This is a genomic window from Serratia bockelmannii, assembly GCF_051803255.1.
In the GTDB taxonomy this organism is placed as follows: domain Bacteria; phylum Pseudomonadota; class Gammaproteobacteria; order Enterobacterales; family Enterobacteriaceae; genus Serratia; species Serratia bockelmannii.
In genome coordinates, this window is the sequence record NZ_CP196512.1 from 18,322 (window position 1) to 39,573 (window position 21,252).

A 21,252-nucleotide genomic window follows, 5' to 3' on the forward strand; every position below is an offset into this window, starting at 1 on the left:
GTAGCGCCCAGTGTGGCAAACGACGGAAAAATGGCCTCCTCCCTGCGAGGGTTTTTCGAGGAGGAGAGGAAGGGCGGAGCGTTTTCGGATTGATTCGGCTTGGCTTTGTGCGCGCGCTGCGGCAGATTAAACGGTGAACATCAAAGGAGGTTAGCGATGACGGACAAAAACTGGCGAGAAGAGATCGTTCAGGCAATTCAGGATGCCGAATTGCAGCACTTCGCCGAAGAACATCAGCTGCAGGCGCTGTTCGCGCCGCAGCAGGAAGAGCAACACGGCCGGTTATCCTCAGACCACCGGCCGCGCTGAGTTATTTCCGCAACAGCTGCGGGTTGACGCAGTTTTCTTTCACCGTGCCGGTCAACGCGGCGATCAAATTATCCACCGCGCAGGCGGCCATGCCGTAGCGCGTTTCATGGGTGGCGGAGCCGATGTGCGGCAACGCCACCACGTTCGGCATGCTGAGCAGCGGCGAGTTGGCCGGCAGCGGCTCTTTCTCGAACACATCCAACCCGGCGGCGTGGATCACGCCGTTTTGCAGCGCTTCGATCAGCGCCTGCTCATCCACTACCGGCCCGCGGCCGGCGTTGATCAGAATGCCGCTTTTCTTCATTTTCGCCAGCTGTTCGCGGCCGATCATGTGGAAGGTTTGTTCGGTCAGCGGCAGCGTGATGCAAACGAAATCCGACTCGGCCAGCAGGGTATCCAGATCGCAGCGACGGGCGTTGAAGCGTTGCTCCGCCTCTTCGTGCGTGCGGCGGGCGTTGTAGAGCACCGGCATGCCGAAGCCGAAGTGCGCGCGCTGCGCCAGCGCCAGGCCGATGCGGCCCATGCCGAGGATGCCGATGGTTTTGTGGTGCACGTCGACGCCGAACCAGTCCGGCCCGATGCTGCCGCGCCATTCGCCGGCCTTCACCCGCTCCGCCACTTCCACCACCCGGCGCGCGGTCGCCAGCACCAGGCTCATGATGGTGTCGGCGACGGTTTCGGTCAACACCGTCGGGGTGTGCATCAACAGCACGTTATGGGCGTTGAGCGCCTCGACGTCGAAGTTGTCGTAGCCGACGGAAACGGTCGAGGCCGCGCGCAGTTTGGGCGCCTGCTGCAGGAAGGCTTCGTCAATTTTACCGCCGGAACCGATGATCCCTTCGGCCTGCTGCAACGCCTGGCGCAGTTCGTCGCGGTTCTCCGGCTGCAGGCCGTTGAAGGCGTGCACGGTGAAGTGCTGTTCCAGACGTTCAAGCAGATCGGCGGGCAGGCTTTTGTACAATACGATAGAAGGCTTCATCACGAACTCCAGCTGGGCCAAAGGGGGCATGGTGCCCCCCCGGTTGGGTTAACAGATAAAAAGTATAACTGGATCAAGCCAATTGCGGCTGGATCTCGTTGCGGGCGGGCTTGACGATCAGCGTCAGCACCACCGCCACCACCAGTGCGATGGCCATGAACATGTAGGAAGCCGCCGGGCTGCCGGTGGCGCCATTCAGATAGCCGACGAACCACGAACCGAAGAACGAACCCAGCGCGCCCATGCTGTTGATCAGCGCCATGGCGCCCCCGGCAACGTTTTTCGGCAGCATTTCCGGAATGATGGCGAAGAACGGCCCGTAGGGGGCGTACATCGCGGCGCCGGCGACCACCAGCAGGCCGTAGGAGATCCAGAAGTGGTTGGCGCCGACGGCGTAAGAACCGAAGAACGCCAGCGCGCCGATCAGCAGCAGCGGCCAGACGAACAGCTTGCGGTTTTGCATTTTGTCCGACGCCCAGGAGACCACGATCATGGCGATGGTTGCCGCCAGGTAAGGCACCGCCGACAGCCAGCCGGCTTCCACCATGCCCATCTGCATGCCGCTGCGCAGGATGGAAGGCAGCCACAGCACGAAGCCGTACACGCCGATGCTCCAGGCGAAGTACTGCACGCACAGCAGGATCACGTTGCGTGAGCGGAAAGCTTCGCCGTAGTTGCGCACGGCCTTGATGCCTTTTTGCTCTTCGTCCAGTTGCTGCTGCAGCGCCTGTTTCTCATCGGCGCTCAGCCAGCCGGCCTGCGCCGGTTTGTCTTTCGCCAGCACCCACCAGCAGAACGCCCAGATAACCGCCGGAATGCCCTCGATGATGAACATTTCACGCCAGCCGAAGGCGTGGATCAGGTAACCGGATACCACCGACATCCACAGCACCGTCACCGGGTTGCCGAGGATCAGGAAGGTATTGGCGCGTGACCGCTCCGATTTGGTGAACCAGTTGCTGATGTAGATCAGCATCGCCGGCATCACCGCCGCTTCCACCACGCCGAGGATAAAGCGGATGGCGGCCAGCATCGGAATATTGCTGACCACGCCGGTCAGCGAGGCGCAGCCGCCCCACAGGATCAGGCACCAGAAGATCAGTTTTTTGACGCTGCGACGTTCGGCGTAGATGGCGCCGGGAATTTGGAAGAAGAAATAACCGAGGAAAAACAGCGCGCCCAGCAGCGAGGCCATGCCTTTGGTGATGCCGAGATCTTCATTGATGCCGGCGGCAGAGGCGAAGCTGAAGTTGGCGCGATCGAGATAGGCCAGGCTGTAGGTGATAAACACGATGGGCATGATGTACCACCAGCGTTTGGCCGCGACAGTCGCTTTGTTCATGTTCAGTATCCTTCAGTGGTGTTGCATCCCCTTCGCCCGGCACGCTGGGCGTGAAAGACGAAGGGGCAGATGCTCTCCCGACGCGTCCCGGTTGTAGGGCCAGAGGCTGACGTCATGCGGAGAAGTCGTTTTTTTATTGTTATTCGGCCAGCGCCGCACGGGTCGGCAGGCCTTCGCTGTCGCCGATGGCCTGGATCGCCAGCGAGCCGATTTTGTTGCCGCGCTGCACCGCCTGTATTAGCGTTTTGCCTTCCAGCAGGGCGCTGAGGGTGCCGACGGCAAAGCCGTCCCCGGCACCGACGGTATCCACTACGTTGTCGACCTTGACCGCGGCCACTGTCGCCTTATCGCCGGCGGCGGTTTTAAACCAGGCGCCGTCCGGGCCGGTTTTGATGATCACCGCCTGCACGCCGCGCTCCAGATAGAAATCGGCGATGCCTTCCGGCGTCGACTGGCCGGTGAGGATCTGTCCCTCTTTCAACCCCGGCAGAACCCAGTCGGCGGCGAACGCCAGCTGGTTCAGCTGCTCGATCATCACCTCGCGGCTGGGCCACAGCACCGGGCGCAGATTGGGATCGAACGAAATGGTTTTACCCATGGCACGCATCTCGCGCGCCGCATGGTGGCACAGCGCCAGCGACTCGCTGGACAGCGCCGCCGCCACGCCGCTCAGGTGCAGGTGGCGCGCGGAACCGAAATACTCGCGGTTGAAATCGGCAATCGACAGGTGGCTGGCCGCCGAGCCCTTGCGGAAATACTCCACACTGGGATCGGTACCATCGGTGGTTTTGGATTTCACCTGAAAACCGGTGGGGTAGTGGCCGTCGACCGTCACCTGCCGGTAATTGATGCCTTCTTTTTTCAACTGCTGCAGGGTGAAGCGCCCGAACGAATCGTTGCCGACGCGGCTGACCCAGCCGACGTTCATACCCAGACGCGCCAGGCCGATCGCCACGTTCAGTTCGGCGCCGGCGATGCGTTTGGTGAAGGTTTCCACCTCCGCCAGATCGCCGGTTTGTGCCGCCACGAACATCGCCATGGCTTCACCCAGCGTGACCACATCCAGGGGCGCCTGCTGCGCCGTCGTTGCCGTTAACGTTGTCATCATGGGGTTACTCCGCACGCAAGATATTGACGTAATGGCGGGTGACGGCTTCCAGGTCATCGCCCTGCAACGGGAATTCGATACCGCGCGGCGCATCGTGCGGCAGACGGGCCAACAGGTCGCGCCAGCTGCCGTCGGTCTCGTCCAGCGCGATGGCGCGCCAGCCGCGCGGGCCTTGGGTGGCGGCTTTGACGTGCACGTAACCGACGTGGCGGGCCAGGCGTTCGGCGGCGGCGAAGGCGTCTTGCCCCACCCACAGCCAGTTGGCCATATCGAAGGTCATGCTGACCGGCAGGTGGCTATCTTCCGCGGCGTGGAAAAAGGCGTTCAGCATCGACAAAATGCCGCAGTCCGGCGTTTGGTCGTTCTCGACCACCAGCTTGACCGGGTGTTGCTCCAGCGCCACTTTCAACTCGGTAAAATCAAAGCCGGGGCGGAAATGGCCGAGGGAGAGCTTCAGCTGGCGCGCGTTCAGCGCCTGCGCTTCCGCCAGCAGCGCCGACAGGTTGGGGTTCAGCGTATGTTGCGGTGTGAACAGCGCCTCAGGGGCGGAATAGACGGCGAACAGCTGCTGGCGATCGATCTCTTGCGCCAGCGCCGGCAGGCTGTCCAGTTCACCGGCGGTGAACAGTTCGCGGCGGATCTCCACTCCGTCGGCGCCCGCGCCGGCGATGATGGGCAACAGCGCGCGCTGGCCGCCGTGTTGTTTGACGGTATCGGTGCCGTAGGCGCCGGTGACCACGATGATTTCTGTTTTCATTTTGACTCCTGAGGCGGCATTGTCGCCGCCGCTGCTGTTACCGGTACGTTAAATGGAACCGGTTCCAGCGAAAAGCGACAGAGTGTAAAAATATGATCGCAATCACGAAGCTGAGCAAAAAACAGCCGACTCAGATAGAGGCGGGGCGGTCAACGGCCCCGGAGAAGGTGGATTAGCGGGTGGTGGAGCCGCGGACGATCAGCTCGCCGGAGAACATCTGCTCGCCGCTGGGGGTGGCCAGGCCCTGAATGCGCTGCACCAGCCGCTCCAGCGCCGCGTGTCCCATTTGGTAGGTGGGTTGTTTCAGCGTGGTGATGCCGACGCCCGCCAGTTCCGCCCACTCCAGCTCGTCGAAGCCCAGCAGGCCGATGTCGTTGCCCCACTGGATGCCGAGCCGACGCATGGCGCGCGCTACCTGCAGCGTCAGGGCGCCGTTGGCGGAGATCACCGCTTTGCGCATGCCGCGATGGCGGCCGCTGAAATCGCTCAGCACCTGCTCCAGCTTCTGCCGATCGTTGAGCGGCGTTTCGGCCTGCTCCGCCAACAGCGCGGGGTGCTGTGCCATGGTATGTCTGAAAGCGTGCAGGCGTTCGAGACGGGTATTAACCGTACCGAGCGGCTCGCTGAGGAACAGGATCGCTTCGAAACCTTGTTGCAGCAGGTGTTCGGTGGCGACGGTGGCGGCTTCGCGGTTGTTCAGGCCCACCACGTCGCAGGCGAAGTCGGGGATTTTTCGATCGATCAGCACCATGGGCAGCATCGACTGTTGCAGCGTGGATAATGCTTCCTCGCGCATGCCGACCGCGTTGACCACGATGCCTTCTACCCGGTAACTGCTGAGCAGCTGCAGGTAGTGCTGTTCCTGATTGACTTCGTTGTTGGTGTTACACACCAGCAGGGTAAAACCGTGTTGACGGCAGGCGGCCTCGATGCCGCGCATCACGTCCACCGAATAGGGGTTGGTGATATCGGCGAGGATCAGGCCGATCAGGCGGGTCTGGCCGCCCTTCAGGCTGCGCGCCATCTGGCTTGGCCGGTAGTCGAGCTGCTGGATAGCCTGTTCGATGCGCTGTTTGAGATCGTCGGAAAGCAGGTGCTGTTCACCATTCAGATAGCGCGACACGCTGGTCTTGCCGGTTTTGGCGATGCTGGCCACATCGCTGATGGTAGCGCGTCCTGAGGTGCGCGTTGCCTTGCCTGTGCTCACAGCCGATCCCTCCTGCGGTTAATTGCCAAGGAGACTACCATACCCGATGTGCGAGCGGGAATATTGAAGGATAAGGAGAAAGTCGGGAGGAAGCGGCGGGGCACCGGTGGCGCCCCGCACGGGATTACTGCAGCGGGCTGAGGGTGATCTCGACGCGGCGGTTTTGCGCCTTGCCTTCCGCGGTGCTGTTGGAGGCGATCGGGTTGTCCGGGCCGGCACCGGTGGTGCGGATACGGTTCGCCGCCACGCCCTGGGTGATCAGCGCGCTGGCTACGCCGTCGGCGCGCTGCTGCGACAGGTTCATGTTGAGCGAGCGGGAGCCGGTGCTGTCGGTGTAGCCGACCACGTTGACCGCGGTTTTCGGATACTCTTTCAGCACCATGGCGACGCCGGTCAGGGTGTTGGCGCCCGCCGGTTTGAGCGTGGCGCTGCTGCTGTCGAAGGTCACATTATTCGGCATGTTCAGCACGATGTTGTCGCCCTGGCGGGTGACGCTGACGCCGGTACCTTTCATCTTGTCGCGCAGTTTGGCTTCCTGCACGTCCATGTAATAGCCTGCGCCGCCGCCGAGGGCTGCACCGGCCGCTGCGCCGATCAGCGCGCCCTTGCCGCGATCTTTCTTGGAAGAGGACAGCACGCCGACGCCGGCGCCCAGTGCGGCACCGAGGCCCGCGCCGATGCCGGATTTACCGACTTCGGATTCGCCGGTGTAAGGGTTGGTGGTACAGGCCGACAGCGTGAGCGCGACGCTCACTGCGCCGGCAATAATTGCAATGCGTTTTTTCATGTTCTTGTCCTTAATGGCATCAATTCTGTACGCGCCGGCCCAACACGGGGGCGCAAAAAGTAGGCGACGCAGGTGGGGCCCGCATCACCGCGCTACTATGACGCGTTGGCTCGCCGGCAGTTCCGGAGAAAAACGTGACAAATGATGAGCGCGGGTAAGTGCTGGGGGAGTTATGCGATAAAACGCCGGGCGGCGCTATGCAGCGGATTCCTAATTGCGCGCCGCCAGGGCGCGAATGCGCCTTTTTTAACCGTAACCGGTTGAATTCTCGATTGCCGGCCAGCTCATGATCAGCGTATAGGCTTGGGTTTCGTCGTTAAACAGGCGTTGCGTCACCTGAAAACCGTGCTTGTGGTAGAACGCGCAGGCTCGCAGGTTCTGCTGATACACCTCCAGGCTGAGCCGGCGGTAGCGCTGCTGCACGTGCGTCATCAGCGCCTGGGCGACGCCGCGGCCGTGATACGCCCGATCGACGAACAGCGCGCCGATGAACTGCTCGTCCAGCACGCTGATAAAGCCGACGATCTCGTCGTTATGCCAGCAGGCCCAGCTTTGCGCGCGCGGCAGGTAGTTTTCCCGCACCAGTGCGGCGCTCTCATGCCAGTATTTTTCCGCCACGAACGGATGGGCGGCGATGGTGCTGGGCAGCCACAGCGCCATCAGCCGTTCGATATCCTCCGGGCCACAGGGGCGGATCACCGTGGCTTTGGGTAGCACATGCACCCCGTGAGATGATCGTTCACCAGCCCGCTGGCCTGCATGAAGGCGTAACAGATCGTGGAGCCGATAAACTTGAAGCCGCGCTTTTTCAACGCTTTGGACATGGCGTCGGACTGCTCGGTTTTAGCCGGCACCTGGCTCAGCGCCTGCCAGCGGTTGAGCTGCGGCCGGCCGCCGACGAAGTCCCAGATGAAGGTAACGAAATTCTCGCCGGACGCCTCCATCGCCAGATAGGCTTTGGCGTTGGTGATGATGGCTTCTATCTTGCCGCGGTGGCGGATGATGCCGCTGTCCTGCAGCAGGTTTTCCACGTCCTGCTCGGTCATGGCGGCGACCCGCTGCGGATCGAAACCATGGAAAGCACGCCGGTAATTCTCGCGCTTTTTCAGGACGGTGATCCAGGAAAGGCCGGCCTGCTGCCCCTCCAGGCACAGCATTTCAAACAGCTCGCGCGCGTCGGTGGTGGGCGCGCCCCATTCCTTGTCGTGATACTCGAGATACAACGGATCGGCCGTCACCCAACCGCAACGTTCGTCTGCCATCCTGACTGTCCTTATGCTGTGTTTATGAACAGTAATCATCGCTCGAAGCGCCGAACTTGGCAAGCCTCTGATTGTTTTGTCATCAGCCCGCTTGACGTGGTGAAAAAGCCGACAATAGTTACTACATGGCCGGTGGAAAACCGGCCAACGATAAAAACGACATTGCCTTCATTTGCAGGCTCTCAGGAGTCGATTCATGCCTCTAAAAATAACGTGCATGCCCCGCCCGGCGGCGCTTGCAGTGGCGTTGCTTTGCAGTATGACCCTTCCGGCTCAGGCGTACGATCAACTGTACGTCTTTGGCGATAGCCTGAGCGATACCGGCAACAACGGCCGGTTCACCTATGACGGCAGTCAGCACCTGCTGTACGACGAAGCGTTGGCGCAACGCATCGGCGCGGCGCTGGTGGCCTCGGACAACGGCGGTGAAAACTACGCCGCCGGCGGCGCCGTGGCGGTGCCGGGCCTGAACCCGGTCGACAACACCCAGGATCAGGTGCAGCGCTACCTGAATCGGGTTAACGGCCAGGCCGATGGCGACGGTTTGTATATTCACTGGATCGGCGGTAACGATTTGGCGGCGGCGGCGCTGAATGCCGCTACCGCGCCCGGCGTGGCCTATAACAGTGCCGCGGCCGCCGCCGCGCAGGTGCATTCGCTACTGAACGCCGGTGCCGGCACGGTGATCGTGCCGACGGTGCCGAACATCGGCTCCACGCCGCAGCTGATGGAACTGATCATTCAGCAGGCGCTGCCGCCGGTACAGGGGGCGGCGATCCAGGCGGCCTATGCCACGCTTAATTCGGTGGCTACCCCGGACAACGCTTCGCGCACGCAGGCGATCCACGCGGCGTTGGCCGCCGCGGCGAAGCAGGGCAGCGCCATTCCTCAGGTGCAGCAGGCGATCGCCGCGCAGCTTATCGCGGCGTATGACAGCCTGAGCGCGCAGGCCGCTCAGCTGACCGATTTCTATAATCAAAGTGAAGACCGTCTGCTGGCGCAGGGGGGCGGCAATATCGTGCGGGTGGACGTCAACAAGCTGTTCGCCGAAGCGATCGCCAATCCGGCGCAGTTCGGCTTCGCCAACACGGCCGGCATGGCTTGCCCGGCGGGCGTTTCCTCGGCGGTTTGCCGTTCCGACATGCCCGGCTTCGACGCTGGCCAGTCCTATCTGTTCTCCGACCATTTCCACCCCAGCCCGCAGGCGCACCTGCTGATTACGGATTATATTCAGGCGGTGTTGGATGGCCCGGCGCAGGTGGTGGCGCTGAATCAGGCGACGGCGGCGATGGCGCGTGACAGCCGCGCCACGCTCGACAGCCGTTTCCAGCAGCTGCGCAACGGCGACAACCCGCAGGGCTCGCTGGGCGTGTTCGGCGGCTACGCCGGCCAGCACTACGACTATGCCGATAATCGGGCGGCGGGGGACGGCAACGCCACCACCCACAACCTGACCGTCGGCGTGGACTATCAACTGACCGACAGCTGGTTGATCGGTGCGTTGATCGCCGGTTCCAACGACGATCAGCATCCTTCCAGCCGTTTTGATTACAAGGCGCGCGGGCTGCTGCTGTCAGCCTTCAGTTCGCTGGCACTATTCGAGCATGGCTGGGTCAACGCCGATCTGCACTATGCGACGATGGACTATGACGACATCCGCCGCAGCATGCGGCTGGGGCCGCTGACGCGTACCGAAACCGGGTCGACCACCGGCAAGCAGTGGGGCGCGCGCGTGACCGCCGGCTATGACTTCCCGATCGCCTCTTACCTGACCACCGGGCCGGTGGCGCAGTTCGCCTGGGACTACAGCCGCGTTTCCGGCTACAGCGAAGATGGCGATGACAGCACCGCCATGCGCTTCAACGATCAAACCTATCACTCGCAGATCGGCGCGCTGGGCTGGCGGCTGGATACGCAATTCGGCGTGTTTAACCCCTATGCGGAAGTGAGTTATCAGCATCAGTTCGGCGATGACGTCTACCGCGCCGGCGGCGGCCTGAAATCGACGCAAACCTCGTTTACCCGCGACAGTGCGGGCCAGGATAAAAACTGGGTGGATGTGACGCTGGGGGCCAACATGCCGTTGACGGACAGGGTATCGGCCTTCGCCACCGTTTCGCAAACCGGCGGGCTGAGCAGCGGCGAGCAGTTTATGTATAACGTCGGCGTCAGCGCGCGTTTTTGAATTGGCCATCGGCGCGCTCAAGGGCGCAGGATAGTCATAAGGTCTGATAAGGGATTTATGAGGAAGGCGGCCTGGGGTGAATTATGCGGGCCGCAATGACGTTGGCGGAAATACAAAAAAAAACTGATCCTATGAAAGGATCAGGTAGCCACTTGGCCAACACCAGGGAAAATTTTATTTATTATTGTATAACCAAAGATTAACTGTCAATTTGTTTCTGTGGCCCGTTAGCGCCGTCTTTCATCCCTGGCCGTTCCTCCCATGCCCCGACCGTCGGCACGCCGCGTGATATCGCCTTATTGTTCACGATAATAAGAAATAATCTGGCACTTGATCACATTATCTCTCGATGAGGGGAGTTTTTTAGTTGATAAAATTAACAAAAATAACATTGTCGCAACTTTATCTCGTGGCAAATATAAAGATACACGCACGGAAATCAGCCTGAATTTGACCGGCGAGGGGAGAAATAGCGTTCAGCTAATTGACTATTTAAACGGCGGTGAGTGATATTTTTGTTTAGATACTCTAATGTTTTTGCCGGGTGTGTCTTTCTGGACGGCGAGGCGACCGGCCGGCGCGTTGTCCTTCCCTCGGTGTCCGCCGCGTGAAAATCCAGCGCTTCTCGCCCCGATTCGCACTTGTTGCCGGATTCTGGCTGTATATCTTACGGTCAAAGGGTATACTGGCGCATTCCATCTAAATCCACTTGTATCGCGTGCGAATTCAACATGCAAAAGTTTGATACCAAGACCTTCCAGGGCCTGATCCTGACACTGCAGGATTATTGGGCGCGCCAGGGCTGCACCATCGTTCAACCATTGGACATGGAAGTCGGCGCGGGAACCTCACACCCGATGACGTGCCTGCGCGCACTGGGGCCGGAGCCGATGGCGACCGCCTATGTGCAGCCATCCCGTCGCCCGACCGACGGCCGCTACGGCGAAAACCCGAACCGTCTGCAGCACTACTACCAGTTCCAGGTGGTGATTAAGCCATCGCCGGACAACATTCAGGAACTCTACCTGGGCTCGCTGAAAGAGCTGGGTCTGGATCCGACCATCCACGACATTCGCTTCGTGGAAGACAACTGGGAAAACCCGACGCTCGGCGCCTGGGGCCTGGGTTGGGAAGTGTGGCTGAACGGCATGGAAGTGACGCAGTTCACCTACTTCCAGCAGGTCGGCGGCCTGGAGTGCAAGCCGGTGACCGGCGAGATCACCTATGGTCTGGAGCGTCTGGCGATGTACATCCAGGGCGTGGACAGCGTATACGATCTGGTGTGGAGCAACGGCCCGCTGGGTGTCACCACCTACGGCGACGTGTTCCACCAGAACGAAGTGGAGCAATCCACCTACAACTTCGAATACGCCGACGTCGACTTCCTGTTCTCCTGCTTCGAGCAGTACGAGAAAGAAGCCCAATCGCTGCTGGCGCTGGAAAAACCGCTGCCGCTGCCGGCCTACGAACGCATCCTGAAGGCGGGCCATACCTTTAACCTGCTGGACGCGCGCAAGGCGATTTCGGTGACCGAGCGTCAACGCTACATTCTGCGCATCCGCACGCTGACCAAAGCCGTTGCCGAAGCCTACTACGCTTCCCGCGAAGCGCTGGGCTTCCCGATGTGCAACAAGAAGAACGAGAACTAAGAGGCAGCCATGACTCAACAGACTTTCCTGGTGGAAATCGGCACGGAAGAGCTGCCGCCGAAGGCGCTTCGTTCCCTGGCGGAATCTTTCGCCGCCAACTTCACCGCCGAGCTGGACAACGCCGGCCTGGAACACGGTGACGTGAGCTGGTTCGCCGCACCGCGCCGCCTGGCGCTGAAAGTGGCCAACCTGAGCGCGGCACAGGCCGATCGCGAAATTGAAAAACGCGGCCCGGCGATCGCCCAGGCGTTCGACGCCGAAGGTAAACCGAGCAAAGCGGCCGAAGGCTGGGCGCGCGGCTGCGGCATCACCGTCGATCAGGCTGAACGCCTGGTGACCGACAAGGGCGAGTGGTTGATGTACCGCGCCCACGTTAAAGGCCAGTCGGCGCAACAACTGCTGGCCGGCATGGTCAGCACCGCGCTCGGCAAGCTGCCGATCCCGAAACTGATGCGTTGGGGCGACTCCGACGTGCAGTTCGTGCGTCCGGTACATACCGTCACGATGCTGCTGGGCGCCGATCTGATCCCAGGCACCGTGCTGGGCATCGAATCCGCGCGCACCGTGCGCGGCCACCGCTTCATGGGCGAAGCCGAGTTCACCCTCGACAATGCCGACCAATACCCGCAGATCCTGCTGGAGCGCGGCAAAGTGGTCGCCGACTACGAAGCGCGTAAAGCCCTCATCAAGCGCGATGCCGAACTGGCGGCGCAGAAGATTGGCGGCAAGGCCGATCTGAGTGAAAGCCTGCTGGAAGAAGTGGCTTCGCTGGTGGAATGGCCGGTGGTGCTGACCGCCAAATTCGAAGAGAAATTCCTGGCGGTGCCGGCGGAAGCGCTGGTGTACACCATGAAGGGCGACCAGAAGTATTTCCCGGTGTACGACGCCGCGGGCAAACTGCTGCCGAACTTTATCTTCGTAGCCAACATCGAGTCGAAAGACCCGCAGCAGATCATCTCCGGTAACGAGAAGGTGGTGCGTCCGCGTCTGGCCGACGCCGAGTTCTTCTTCAACACCGACCGCAAGAAGCGTCTGGAAGACAACCTGCCGCGCCTGGAAACCGTGCTGTTCCAACAGCAGCTGGGCACCCTGCGCGACAAGACCGACCGCATTCAGGCGCTGGCGGGCTGGGTTGCCGGCCAGATCGGCGCTGACGTCAACCACGCCACCCGCGCGGGCCTGCTGTCGAAGTGCGACCTGATGACCAACATGGTGTTCGAATTCACCGACACCCAGGGCGTGATGGGCATGCACTACGCGCGCCACGACGGTGAGGCGGAAGACGTCGCCGTTGCGCTGAACGAGCAGTATCAGCCGCGCTACGCCGGCGATGCGCTGCCGCAGTCGCTGGTGGCCTGTTCCCTGGCGATCGCCGACAAGATGGACACCCTGGCCGGCATCTTCGGCATCGGTCAGCATCCGAAGGGCGATAAAGACCCGTTTGCGCTGCGCCGTGCCGCGCTGGGCGTGTTGCGTATCATCGTCGAGAAAAACCTGCCGCTGGATCTGCAGACACTGACCGAAGAGGCCGTGCGCCTGTACGGCAGCAAGCTGACCAATGCCAAGGTGGTCGACGAGGTGGTGGAATTCATGCTGGGCCGCTTCCGCGCCTGGTATCAGGAAGAAGGCCACGCGGTCGATACCATTCAGGCGGTGTTGGCGCGCCGTCCGACCAAGCCGGCCGACTTCGACGCGCGCGTCAAGGCGGTATCCCACTTCCGCACGCTGGACGAGGCGGCGGCGCTGGCTGCGGCCAACAAACGCGTCTCCAACATTCTGGCGAAGTCTACCGAAACGCTGAACGACACCGTGCGCGCCTCGGTGCTGAAGGACGCGGCGGAGATCCAGCTGGCGACTCACCTGGTGGTGCTGCGCGACAAGCTGCAGCCGTACTTCGCGGCGGGCAACTACCAGGAAGCGCTGGTGGAACTGGCCGCGCTGCGTGAGCCGGTGGATGCGTTCTTCGACAACGTGATGGTAATGGCGGACGATGCGGAAGTGCGCGTAAACCGCCTGACGCTGCTGAGCAAATTGCGTGAACTGTTCCTGCAGGTGGCGGATATCTCCGTACTGCAGTAAACGGCTCTGTGCTGTGAAAAGGCGCCTGCGGGCGCCTTTTTTATTTCCGTTTCCTGGGTGCGAAGGCAAGGTCGCCTGGCGACTTGGGGGGCGACTTGGGGGGCGACTTGGGGGGCGACTTGGGGAAATTGAAGCGTCCGGTCGCCGACGGCAATGAACCTCAGTGCGTTTTGCGCACGATGTTCAACCGCCTCCGGCCGAGACAATGTTCACCGCAAACGGAATCGCGTATCGGAACGCCGCCAGTTGATCTATTCTTATAGGCGCACGGAGTGCGCAAAAAGGGGCGGAGTCCAATGAAAAAGCAGGTTTATAACAGGAGTTATGTCACATGGCGGTAGGGATCCAGAGCAGAGGTTTCGCGCGTTGGTTGGCACCGGTATTGGCATTGTTGGTGGTCATGCAATTGACCGCCTGCGGCGATAAAGAGCCGGAACAGCGCAAAGCATTTATCGATTACTTACAGAATACCGTGATGCGCAGCGGGGCGAATATCCCCACGCTGAGCGAAGACCAGAAGCAGAAGTTCGGCAACTATGCCGGCGATTACGCGATTTTGGTCGGCTTTTCACAGCAGCTGTCCAAGTCGGTCGGCGCCAGCCTGACCCCGGCGTTGGATCAGATTAACCAGATCCGCACCGCGCAGGACTATCTGAACAAACGCGATGCGCTGCAGCAATCGGTCGGGGCGTTGAACCTGCTGGGCCAGCAGATCCAGTCGGCCAAATCGCAGGCGGATACCGCCCACGCGGCGCTGAAACAGCCTGACGATCTGAAGGCGGTGTACAACCAGGCCTATGACAAAATCGTCACCGCACCGGCCAACGCCTTGATGCCGGCGATCCCGACCACCGCCAGCTTTGTGCAGGATCTGGTGCAGGTCGGCGATTTCCTGCAGAGCCAGGGCAATCAGGTCAGCTTCAACAACAACGGCGTGCAGTTCCGCACCGCGCAGCAGGTGGCGCAGTACAACACCATGATGTCGAATCTGGTGGCCAAACAGCAGAACCTGATGAATGCGCAGAAGACCATTCAAAGCGTGACGCAATAATAACGCGTCCAGGCGCGAAACAGGCCGGCATTGCCGGCCTGTTTTATTTCCCCTCAGCGTTTCCAATAGCTTGCTGGTTTATTGCGCAGGCTTCTGTACTACACTTCAATTAATCCATTCATTAGGCAATGTAGTTTTCTTTCATTCATCACTTCGCTAGTTCCCGGCGGGATGAGTGCTCACAGGGAAGATCAAACAGAGCGTTGCGATCGGCGCTGCAGCTAAAAATAAATTGTGACTAATGTCACAATTCAAAAACAAAACGCCAATTTAAAAATGTGATCATAGTCACTTTATTGGGGGTTTTGTGGCGACTTTTTTCTCACTGTGCTTTTTTTACACGTCATAAATGTGATCTTTATCACTATAAATGAGGGTTTGCTGGGGTGTTGTGTGTGACTTGTATCACAAAAAATTCGTGAAGTTCGCGTGACAAAAACAGCGTGATAGAGTCCGTTTCGCATACAGCGGCAACACGGCTGGATCGTCACAACAATAATCACGCGCTCTATTGTCAGCGCGTAACAATAGGGGTGTGTTTTATGTTTTCACCAGACATCAAGGTTAAAGTGCAAAACTTTGGCCGCTTCCTGAGCAACATGGTGATGCCCAACATCGGCGCCTTTATCGCCTGGGGGATTATCACCGCGCTATTCATTCCAACCGGCTGGCTGCCGAATGAAACCTTAGCCAAGCTGGTCGGCCCGATGATCACCTACCTGCTGCCGCTGCTGATCGGTTATACCGGCGGGCGGCTGGTGGGCGGCGATCGCGGCGGCGTCGTGGGTGCCATCACCACCATGGGCGTCATCGTCGGTGCCGACATGCCGATGTTCCTCGGCTCGATGATCGCCGGCCCGCTGGGTGGCTGGGCTATCAAGCATTTCGACCGCTGGGTGGACGGCAAGATCAAAAGCGGCTTTGAAATGCTGGTGAACAACTTCTCCGCCGGCATCATCGGCATGCTGCTGGCGATCCTGGCCTTCCTGGGCATCGGGCCGCTGGTGGAGGTGCTCTCCAAGCTGCTGGCGGCGGGCGTGCACGTGATGGTGAAGAACAACCTGCTGCCACTGGCGTCCATCTTCGTTGAACCGGCGAAAATCCTGTTCCTGAACAACGCCATCAACCACGGCATCTTCTCGCCGCTGGGTATCCAGCAGGCCACGGAAGCCGGCAAGTCGGTGTTCTTCCTGATTGAAGCCAACCCAGGCCCGGGCATGGGCGTGCTGATGGCCTACATGTTCTTCGGCCGCGGCAGCGCCAAGCAATCCGCCGGCGGTGCGGCGATCATTCACTTCCTGGGCGGCATCCACGAAATCTACTTCCCTTACGTGCTGATGAATCCACGTCTGCTGCTGGCGGTGATCCTGGGCGGCATGACCGGCGTATTCACCCTGACGATGCTGAACGGCGGCCTGGTTTCTCCAGCTTCCCCGGGTTCGATCCTGGCGGTGCTGGCGATGACGCCGAAAGGCGCCTACTTCGCCAACATTGCGGCGGTGTGCGCAGCCTTTGCCGTCTCCTTCGTGGTGTCCGCTTTCCTGCTGAAAACCTCCAAAGTGAAAGAGGATGACGATCTGGAAGCCGCGACCCGCCGCATGCAAGAGATGAAATCGCAGTCCAAAGGCGGCGCAGCGGCGCCAGCGTCGGTCGACGGCGATCTGAGCACCGTGCGCAAAATCATCGTCGCCTGCGATGCGGGCATGGGTTCCAGCGCCATGGGCGCCGGGGTGTTGCGCAAGAAAGTGGCGGACGCCGGGCTGAAGAACATCTCGGTGACTAACAGCGCCATCAACAGCCTGCCGGACGATGTGGATTTGGTCATCACGCACCGCGATCTGACCGAGCGCGCGATGCGCCACGCGCCGCAGGCCCAGCACATCTCGCTGACCAACTTCCTCGACAGCAAGCTGTACAGCGATCTGGTCGACCGTTTGGTAGCGGTCAACAAAACCACCGACAACCAGCAGAAGGTGCTGGGCGCGCTGGACGACAGCTTCGAAGCCGGGGAACCGAACCTGTTCAAGCTGAGCGAAAGCAATGTGTTCCTCAACCTGCAGGCTAGCGACAAAGAGCAGGCGATCCGTTTCGCCGGCGAGCAGCTGGTGAAAGGCGGCTACGTCGAGGCGGAGTACGTGCCGGCGATGCTGGAGCGCGAAAAGCTCACCTCCACCTACCTGGGCGAGTCGATCGCCGTGCCGCACGGCACCATCGAGGCCAAAGACCGGGTGCTGCGCACCGGCGTGGTGTTCTGCCAGTACCCGCAGGGCGTGCGCTTCGGCGATGAAGAGGATGAAGTGGCTCGCCTGGTGATCGGCATCGCCGCGCGCAACAACGAGCATATTCAGGTGATCACCAGCCTGACCAACGCGCTGGATGACGAGAGCGTGATTGAGCGGCTGGCGAATACCACCAGCGTCCAGGAAGTGCTGGACCTGCTCGGCGGCAAAAAAGCTGGATAACAGAATCATTTTAAAGGGTGCAGCTTGCTGCACCCTTCGACATTAAGAAGGTAGAGTTATGAAAGCATTACATTTTGGCGCAGGGAATATCGGCCGCGGTTTTATCGGCAAGCTGCTGGCGGACGCCGGGGTTGAACTGACCTTCGCCGACGTCAATCAAACGGTGCTGGATCTGCTGAACAGCCGTAAAAGCTACGCGGTGCACGTGGTGGGCGAGCAAGAACGCGTGGAGCGCGTCAACAACGTTAGCGCCGTCAACAGCGGCAGTGAGGCGGCGGTGGCGCTGATCGCCGAAGCGGATCTGGTGACCACCGCCGTTGGCCCGCAAATTCTCGCCAAAATCGCCGGCACGATCGCCAAAGGGCTGGTGCTGCGTCATCAGCAGGGCAATGTGCAACCGCTGAACATCATCGCCTGCGAGAACATGGTGCGCGGCACCAGCCAGCTGAAACAGCATGTGTTCGCCGCGCTGCCGCAGGATGAGCAGGCATGGGCTGAGCAGCATGTCGGCTTCGTCGATTCGGCGGTCGATCGCATTGTGCCGCCGGCGGACAGCAACGACCCGTTGGAAGTGACGGTGGAAACCTTCAGCGAATGGATCGTCGATCAGACCCAGTTCAAAGGCCAGCCTCCGGCGATCGCCGGTATGGAGCTGACCGATAACCTGATGGCGTTCGTCGAGCGCAAGCTGTTCACCCTCAACACCGGTCACGCCATCACCGCCTACCTCGGCCAACAGGCCGGGCTGCAAACCATTCGTGACGCCATTCTCGACCCGGCGATCCGCCGCGTGGTGAAAGGGGCGATGGAAGAGAGCGGCGCGGTGCTGATCAAACGCTACGGCTTCGACGCCGACAAGCACGCCGCCTACATCAACAAAATCCTCGGCCGCTTCGAAAACCCGTATCTGCACGACGACGTCGAGCGCGTGGGCCGTCAGCCGCTGCGCAAACTGAGCGCTGGCGATCGCCTGATCAAACCGCTGCTGGGTACGCTGGAATACGGCCTGCCGCATGCCAACCTGATCCAGGGCATCGCCGCCGCCATGAGCTACCGTAGCGAACAGGATCCGCAGGCGCTGGAGTTGGCGGAACTGCTGAACACGCTCGGGCCGAAAGCCGCGCTGGCGCAAATTTCCGGCCTGCCGGCGGAAAGCGAGGTTGTAGAAGAGGCCGTTGCTGTGTATAACGCCATGCACAAGTAGAATCGTGATGATGAACACCCGAGCGCAGCTTGCTGCGCTCCTGCAACCCGAGTTCGGCATCGACGGCCCTCCCCACGCCTTTCGAAAAGCGACGATGGAAGAAGCACAGGCATTTGAAAACCAGGTTCTGGAAAAGCTGAACGCGGGCAAAACGGTGCGCAGCTTCCTGATCGCAGCGGTAGAGCTGCTGGCGGAAGCGCTCAACGTGCTGGTGGTGCAGGTATTCCGCAAGGATGACTACGCGGTGAAATATGCCGTCGAACCGCTATTGTCCGGCAGCGGCCCGCTGGGGGAGCTGTCGGTGCGCCTGAAGCTGATGTACGGCCTGGGGGTGATTTCCCGCCACGAATATGAAGACGCCGAGCTGCTGATGGCGATGCGCGAAGAGCTGAACCACGACGGGTCGGAATACCGCTTCGTCGATGACGAAATTCTCGGGCCGTTCGGCGAGCTGCACTGCGTGGCCGCGCTGCCGCCGGTGCCGACCTTCCTGCAGCCGGGCGAGGCGGATGAAGCGCTGATCGCCATGCAGCGCCAGCGCTATCAGCAGATGGTGCGCTCCACCATGGTGCTGTCCATTACCGATCTGATCGCCGGCATCGGCGCCAAACAACCTTCCCGACTCTCTCCTCTCGGCCGCGGCTAAGCAAAGGCCGCGCGCCACTCGTCGAACAACAGCCACAGCGCGGTGGCGGCCATCAGTCCGGACATCACGCCGTTGAAGGCGCGCAGTTTCCAGGTCACTCGCAGCGCGTTGCGCAACCGGTCGCCCAGCACCGCCCACAGCAGCACGCACGGCAGGTTCAGCAGCGCGAAACCGGCGATGACCGACAGCGTATGGACGAAGGTGGCGCCTTCGCGCGGGGTGAACAGGATCGCCACGTTGATCACCATCAGCCAGGCTTTGGGGTTGACCGCCTGAAACAGTGCACCGTTGAGCAGGCTCATCGGCTGCGCCTGCTCTTTGGCGTCCGGCGAGGCCGCCTGAAACAGCTTCCATGACAGCCACAGCAGATAGGCGCAGCCGATCACCGCCAGCGGGAGGCGGATGACGCCGGCCCAGCTCAACGCCAGCGCCAGCAGCGGGATAATGATCGCCAGCTGTACCGCACAACCGACACAGATGCCAAACAGCATCGGCAGGGTGCGGCGCAGGCCGAAGTTGACGCCCGACGAGGCCAGCAGCAGGTTGTTGGGGCCGGGGGTGATCGACATGACGGTGACGTAGCTGACAAAGGCGGAGTCCAGCATGGCAGGTTCCTTGAAAATGACGGTGATAACGAGAGGATCAGCATAATCGCTGCAATGGGATGGTGACAGAACCACAAATCGGATATTGTCATGGTTACAGTTGTGCAAAATGTAAACTGTACCCATTACTTGGAGAGAAACTGTGACCTTGCTCGATGAAACCCCGGATACCCGTTACCTGCAGCTGGCGGATACGTTGGCCGAGGCCATTCGACGCGGCACGCTGCTGCCCGGTGACCGCTTGCCTTCGGTGCGGCGCTGTGCGCAAACGCACCGCGTCAGCATCAATACCGTGGTGTCGGCTTACCGCACGCTGGAGGATCGCGGGCTGATCGAAGCGCGACCGCAGTCGGGGTTTTATGTCCGCAGCACGCTGCCGGCGCTGAAGATGGCCTCGGCGCCCAGCGGCCGTATCGAGCCGCCGGCGGACGACGTGCTGGCGCTGATCGATACGGTATTCGCCGCCCAGCAAAATCCGGCCTTCACTAACATTGCGCTGGCCTGCCCGCAGACCAGCGACTTCTATCCCGGCGGCAAGCTGGGGCGTATGTTGTCTTCTCAGCTGCGCCGCCAGCCGGATCTGATCGGGCAGTATCCGTTGCCGCCCGGCAGCCTACGGCTGCGCCAGCAGATCGCCCGCCGCTCGATGACGCTGGGCATGTTGCTGGAGCCGGGCGACGTAGTGCTGACCCATGGCTGCATGGAGGCGCTGCAGCTGGCGCTGCGCGTCACCACCAAACCGGGTGACTGCGTCGGGCTGGAGTCGCCAACCTATTTCTATCTGCTGCCGCTGCTGGCCAGCCTGGGGCTGAAAGCGCTGGAAATCCCCACCGATCCGCAGCTGGGGCTGTCGCTGGACGCGCTCGAGTTGCTATTGAACGAGAAGCGGCTGAACGCGGTGATCGCCATGCCGACGGTGCAAAACCCGCTGGGTTGCACCATGCCGCTGGCGGCGAAAAAGCGGCTGGCGCGGCTGATGAACGATCATCAGGTGCCGTTGATTGAAGACGGGCTGTATGCCGAGATCCAGTTCGGCGGCGCGCTGTCGCCGGCGGTGAAGGCGTTCGATCGCGACGGCTGGGTGCTGTTTTGCTCCAGCTTCACCAAAACGCTGGCGCCGGATTTTCGCGTCGGCTGGATCTGCGGCGGCCGTTTTCACGAGGCGTTGCGCAAGCTGAAGGCGGTGTCGTCGATGTCCGAGTCGCAGCTGCTGTCGGAAACGCTGGCGACCTTCCTGGAGAGCGGAGGCTACGATCACCATTTGCGCAACCTGCGCAAGCGCTATGCGGCGCAGGTCGACGAGGCGCGGGCGCTGATCGCCCGGCATTTCCCACGCGGCACGCTGGCCACGCAGCCGGCGGGCGGCTTCGTGTTCTGGGTCGAATTCCCTCCCGGCGTGGACAGCGTGGCGCTGTTCCACCAGCTGTTGGAGGAGCAGATCTGTTTGACGCCGGGCACCCTGTATTCCCCCAGCGGGCGCTACCGCAATGCGCTGCGGCTCTCCTGCTGCTACCCGTTCAACGCGCGCTACACCCAGGCGTTGGCCCGGCTCGGCGCCAAGGCCTGCGAGATGAGCGGCCTGCCGCCCGGTATTGCGCAGGACGGGTAACGGCGCGCGCC

18 protein-coding genes are annotated in these 21,252 nt (G+C 61.3%); 9 read left to right on the forward strand and 9 right to left on the reverse strand.

Features of this window, described 5'->3' with window-relative positions; genetic code table 11:
- The first annotated feature begins 156 nt into the window (after positions 1-156).
- Positions 157-309: a hypothetical protein gene (locus ACSJLU_RS00090; protein WP_162837931.1), complete on the forward strand. Its 153-nt coding sequence runs from the start codon at positions 157-159 to the stop codon at positions 307-309.
- Position 310: 1 nt separating this feature from the next.
- Here the strand turns inward: ACSJLU_RS00090 and ghrB are convergent, their stop codons facing one another.
- From ghrB to ACSJLU_RS00130, 8 genes are all read right to left on the reverse strand, one after another.
- Positions 311-1,288 carry a glyoxylate/hydroxypyruvate reductase GhrB gene (gene ghrB, locus ACSJLU_RS00095; protein WP_049204664.1) on the reverse strand — a complete coding sequence of 326 codons (978 nt, stop codon included), beginning with the start codon at positions 1,286-1,288 and terminating at the stop codon, positions 311-313.
- Between the two features lie 73 nt (positions 1,289-1,361).
- Positions 1,362-2,630 carry an MFS transporter gene (locus tag ACSJLU_RS00100; protein WP_033639091.1) on the reverse strand — a complete coding sequence of 423 codons (1,269 nt, stop codon included), beginning with the start codon at positions 2,628-2,630 and terminating at the stop codon, positions 1,362-1,364.
- A 139-nt stretch (positions 2,631-2,769) separates the two neighbouring features.
- Positions 2,770-3,735, reverse strand: coding sequence for a sugar kinase (locus tag ACSJLU_RS00105; protein ID WP_049207119.1), 966 nt, complete (start codon positions 3,733-3,735; stop codon positions 2,770-2,772).
- Positions 3,736-3,742: 7 nt separating this feature from the next.
- Positions 3,743-4,495: a sugar phosphate isomerase/epimerase family protein gene (locus ACSJLU_RS00110; RefSeq protein ID WP_025304773.1), complete on the reverse strand. Its 753-nt coding sequence runs from the start codon at positions 4,493-4,495 to the stop codon at positions 3,743-3,745.
- Between the two features lie 172 nt (positions 4,496-4,667).
- On the reverse strand, positions 4,668-5,702 hold the full coding sequence (locus tag ACSJLU_RS00115; RefSeq protein ID WP_025304774.1) for a LacI family DNA-binding transcriptional regulator: 1,035 nt from the start codon (positions 5,700-5,702) through the stop codon (positions 4,668-4,670).
- 124 nt (positions 5,703-5,826) lie between these two features.
- Positions 5,827-6,489 (reverse strand): OmpA family lipoprotein, encoded by a 663-nt coding sequence (locus tag ACSJLU_RS00120; RefSeq protein WP_016929583.1) that lies wholly within the window; start codon positions 6,487-6,489, stop codon positions 5,827-5,829.
- Positions 6,490-6,735: 246 nt separating this feature from the next.
- On the reverse strand, positions 6,736-7,188 hold the full coding sequence (locus ACSJLU_RS00125) for an N-acetyltransferase (protein ID WP_025304775.1): 453 nt from the start codon (positions 7,186-7,188) through the stop codon (positions 6,736-6,738).
- Complete coding sequence (locus ACSJLU_RS00130; RefSeq protein ID WP_025304776.1) at positions 7,185-7,751, reverse strand: DNA-3-methyladenine glycosylase I; 567 nt, start codon at positions 7,749-7,751, stop codon at positions 7,185-7,187. Before ACSJLU_RS00130 ends, ACSJLU_RS00125 begins: the two co-directional genes overlap by 4 nt.
- A 196-nt stretch (positions 7,752-7,947) precedes the next feature.
- Between ACSJLU_RS00130 and ACSJLU_RS00135 the strand changes: the two genes are divergently transcribed.
- The 7 genes from ACSJLU_RS00135 (at position 7,948) to ACSJLU_RS00165 (ending at position 19,027) form a co-directional block, all read left to right on the forward strand.
- The gene (locus tag ACSJLU_RS00135) at positions 7,948-9,936 is read left to right on the forward strand and encodes an autotransporter outer membrane beta-barrel domain-containing protein (RefSeq protein WP_380827256.1); all 1,989 of its coding nucleotides are present in this window, start codon (positions 7,948-7,950) and stop codon (positions 9,934-9,936) included.
- Positions 9,937-10,667: 731 nt separating this feature from the next.
- Complete coding sequence (glyQ, locus tag ACSJLU_RS00140; protein ID WP_043140757.1) at positions 10,668-11,585, forward strand: glycine--tRNA ligase subunit alpha; 918 nt, start codon at positions 10,668-10,670, stop codon at positions 11,583-11,585.
- Positions 11,586-11,594: 9 nt separating this feature from the next.
- Positions 11,595-13,664 carry a glycine--tRNA ligase subunit beta gene (gene glyS, locus ACSJLU_RS00145; protein ID WP_025304779.1) on the forward strand — a complete coding sequence of 690 codons (2,070 nt, stop codon included), beginning with the start codon at positions 11,595-11,597 and terminating at the stop codon, positions 13,662-13,664.
- A gap of 331 nt (positions 13,665-13,995) precedes the next feature.
- On the forward strand, positions 13,996-14,715 hold the full coding sequence (locus ACSJLU_RS00150; RefSeq protein ID WP_025304780.1) for a DUF3053 domain-containing protein: 720 nt from the start codon (positions 13,996-13,998) through the stop codon (positions 14,713-14,715).
- A 542-nt stretch (positions 14,716-15,257) separates the two neighbouring features.
- A complete protein-coding gene (locus ACSJLU_RS00155) occupies positions 15,258-17,177 on the forward strand; it encodes a PTS mannitol transporter subunit IICBA (protein ID WP_025304781.1) in 1,920 nt (639 codons plus the stop codon).
- Between the two features lie 58 nt (positions 17,178-17,235).
- On the forward strand, positions 17,236-18,381 hold the full coding sequence (locus tag ACSJLU_RS00160; protein WP_049209024.1) for a mannitol-1-phosphate 5-dehydrogenase: 1,146 nt from the start codon (positions 17,236-17,238) through the stop codon (positions 18,379-18,381).
- 94 nt (positions 18,382-18,475) lie between these two features.
- The gene (locus ACSJLU_RS00165) at positions 18,476-19,027 is read left to right on the forward strand and encodes an MltR family transcriptional regulator (RefSeq protein ID WP_016929575.1); all 552 of its coding nucleotides are present in this window, start codon (positions 18,476-18,478) and stop codon (positions 19,025-19,027) included.
- Here the strand turns inward: ACSJLU_RS00165 and ACSJLU_RS00170 are convergent.
- Positions 19,024-19,632 (reverse strand): LysE family translocator, encoded by a 609-nt coding sequence (locus ACSJLU_RS00170; protein WP_025304783.1) that lies wholly within the window; start codon positions 19,630-19,632, stop codon positions 19,024-19,026. The two genes, ACSJLU_RS00165 and ACSJLU_RS00170, sit on opposite strands and share 4 nt — an antisense overlap.
- 142 nt (positions 19,633-19,774) lie before the next feature.
- Here ACSJLU_RS00170 and ACSJLU_RS00175 point away from each other — a divergent pair, with 142 nt between their 5' ends.
- Positions 19,775-21,241 (forward strand): PLP-dependent aminotransferase family protein, encoded by a 1,467-nt coding sequence (locus tag ACSJLU_RS00175; protein WP_025304784.1) that lies wholly within the window; start codon positions 19,775-19,777, stop codon positions 21,239-21,241.
- The last annotated feature ends 11 nt before the right edge of the window (positions 21,242-21,252 follow it).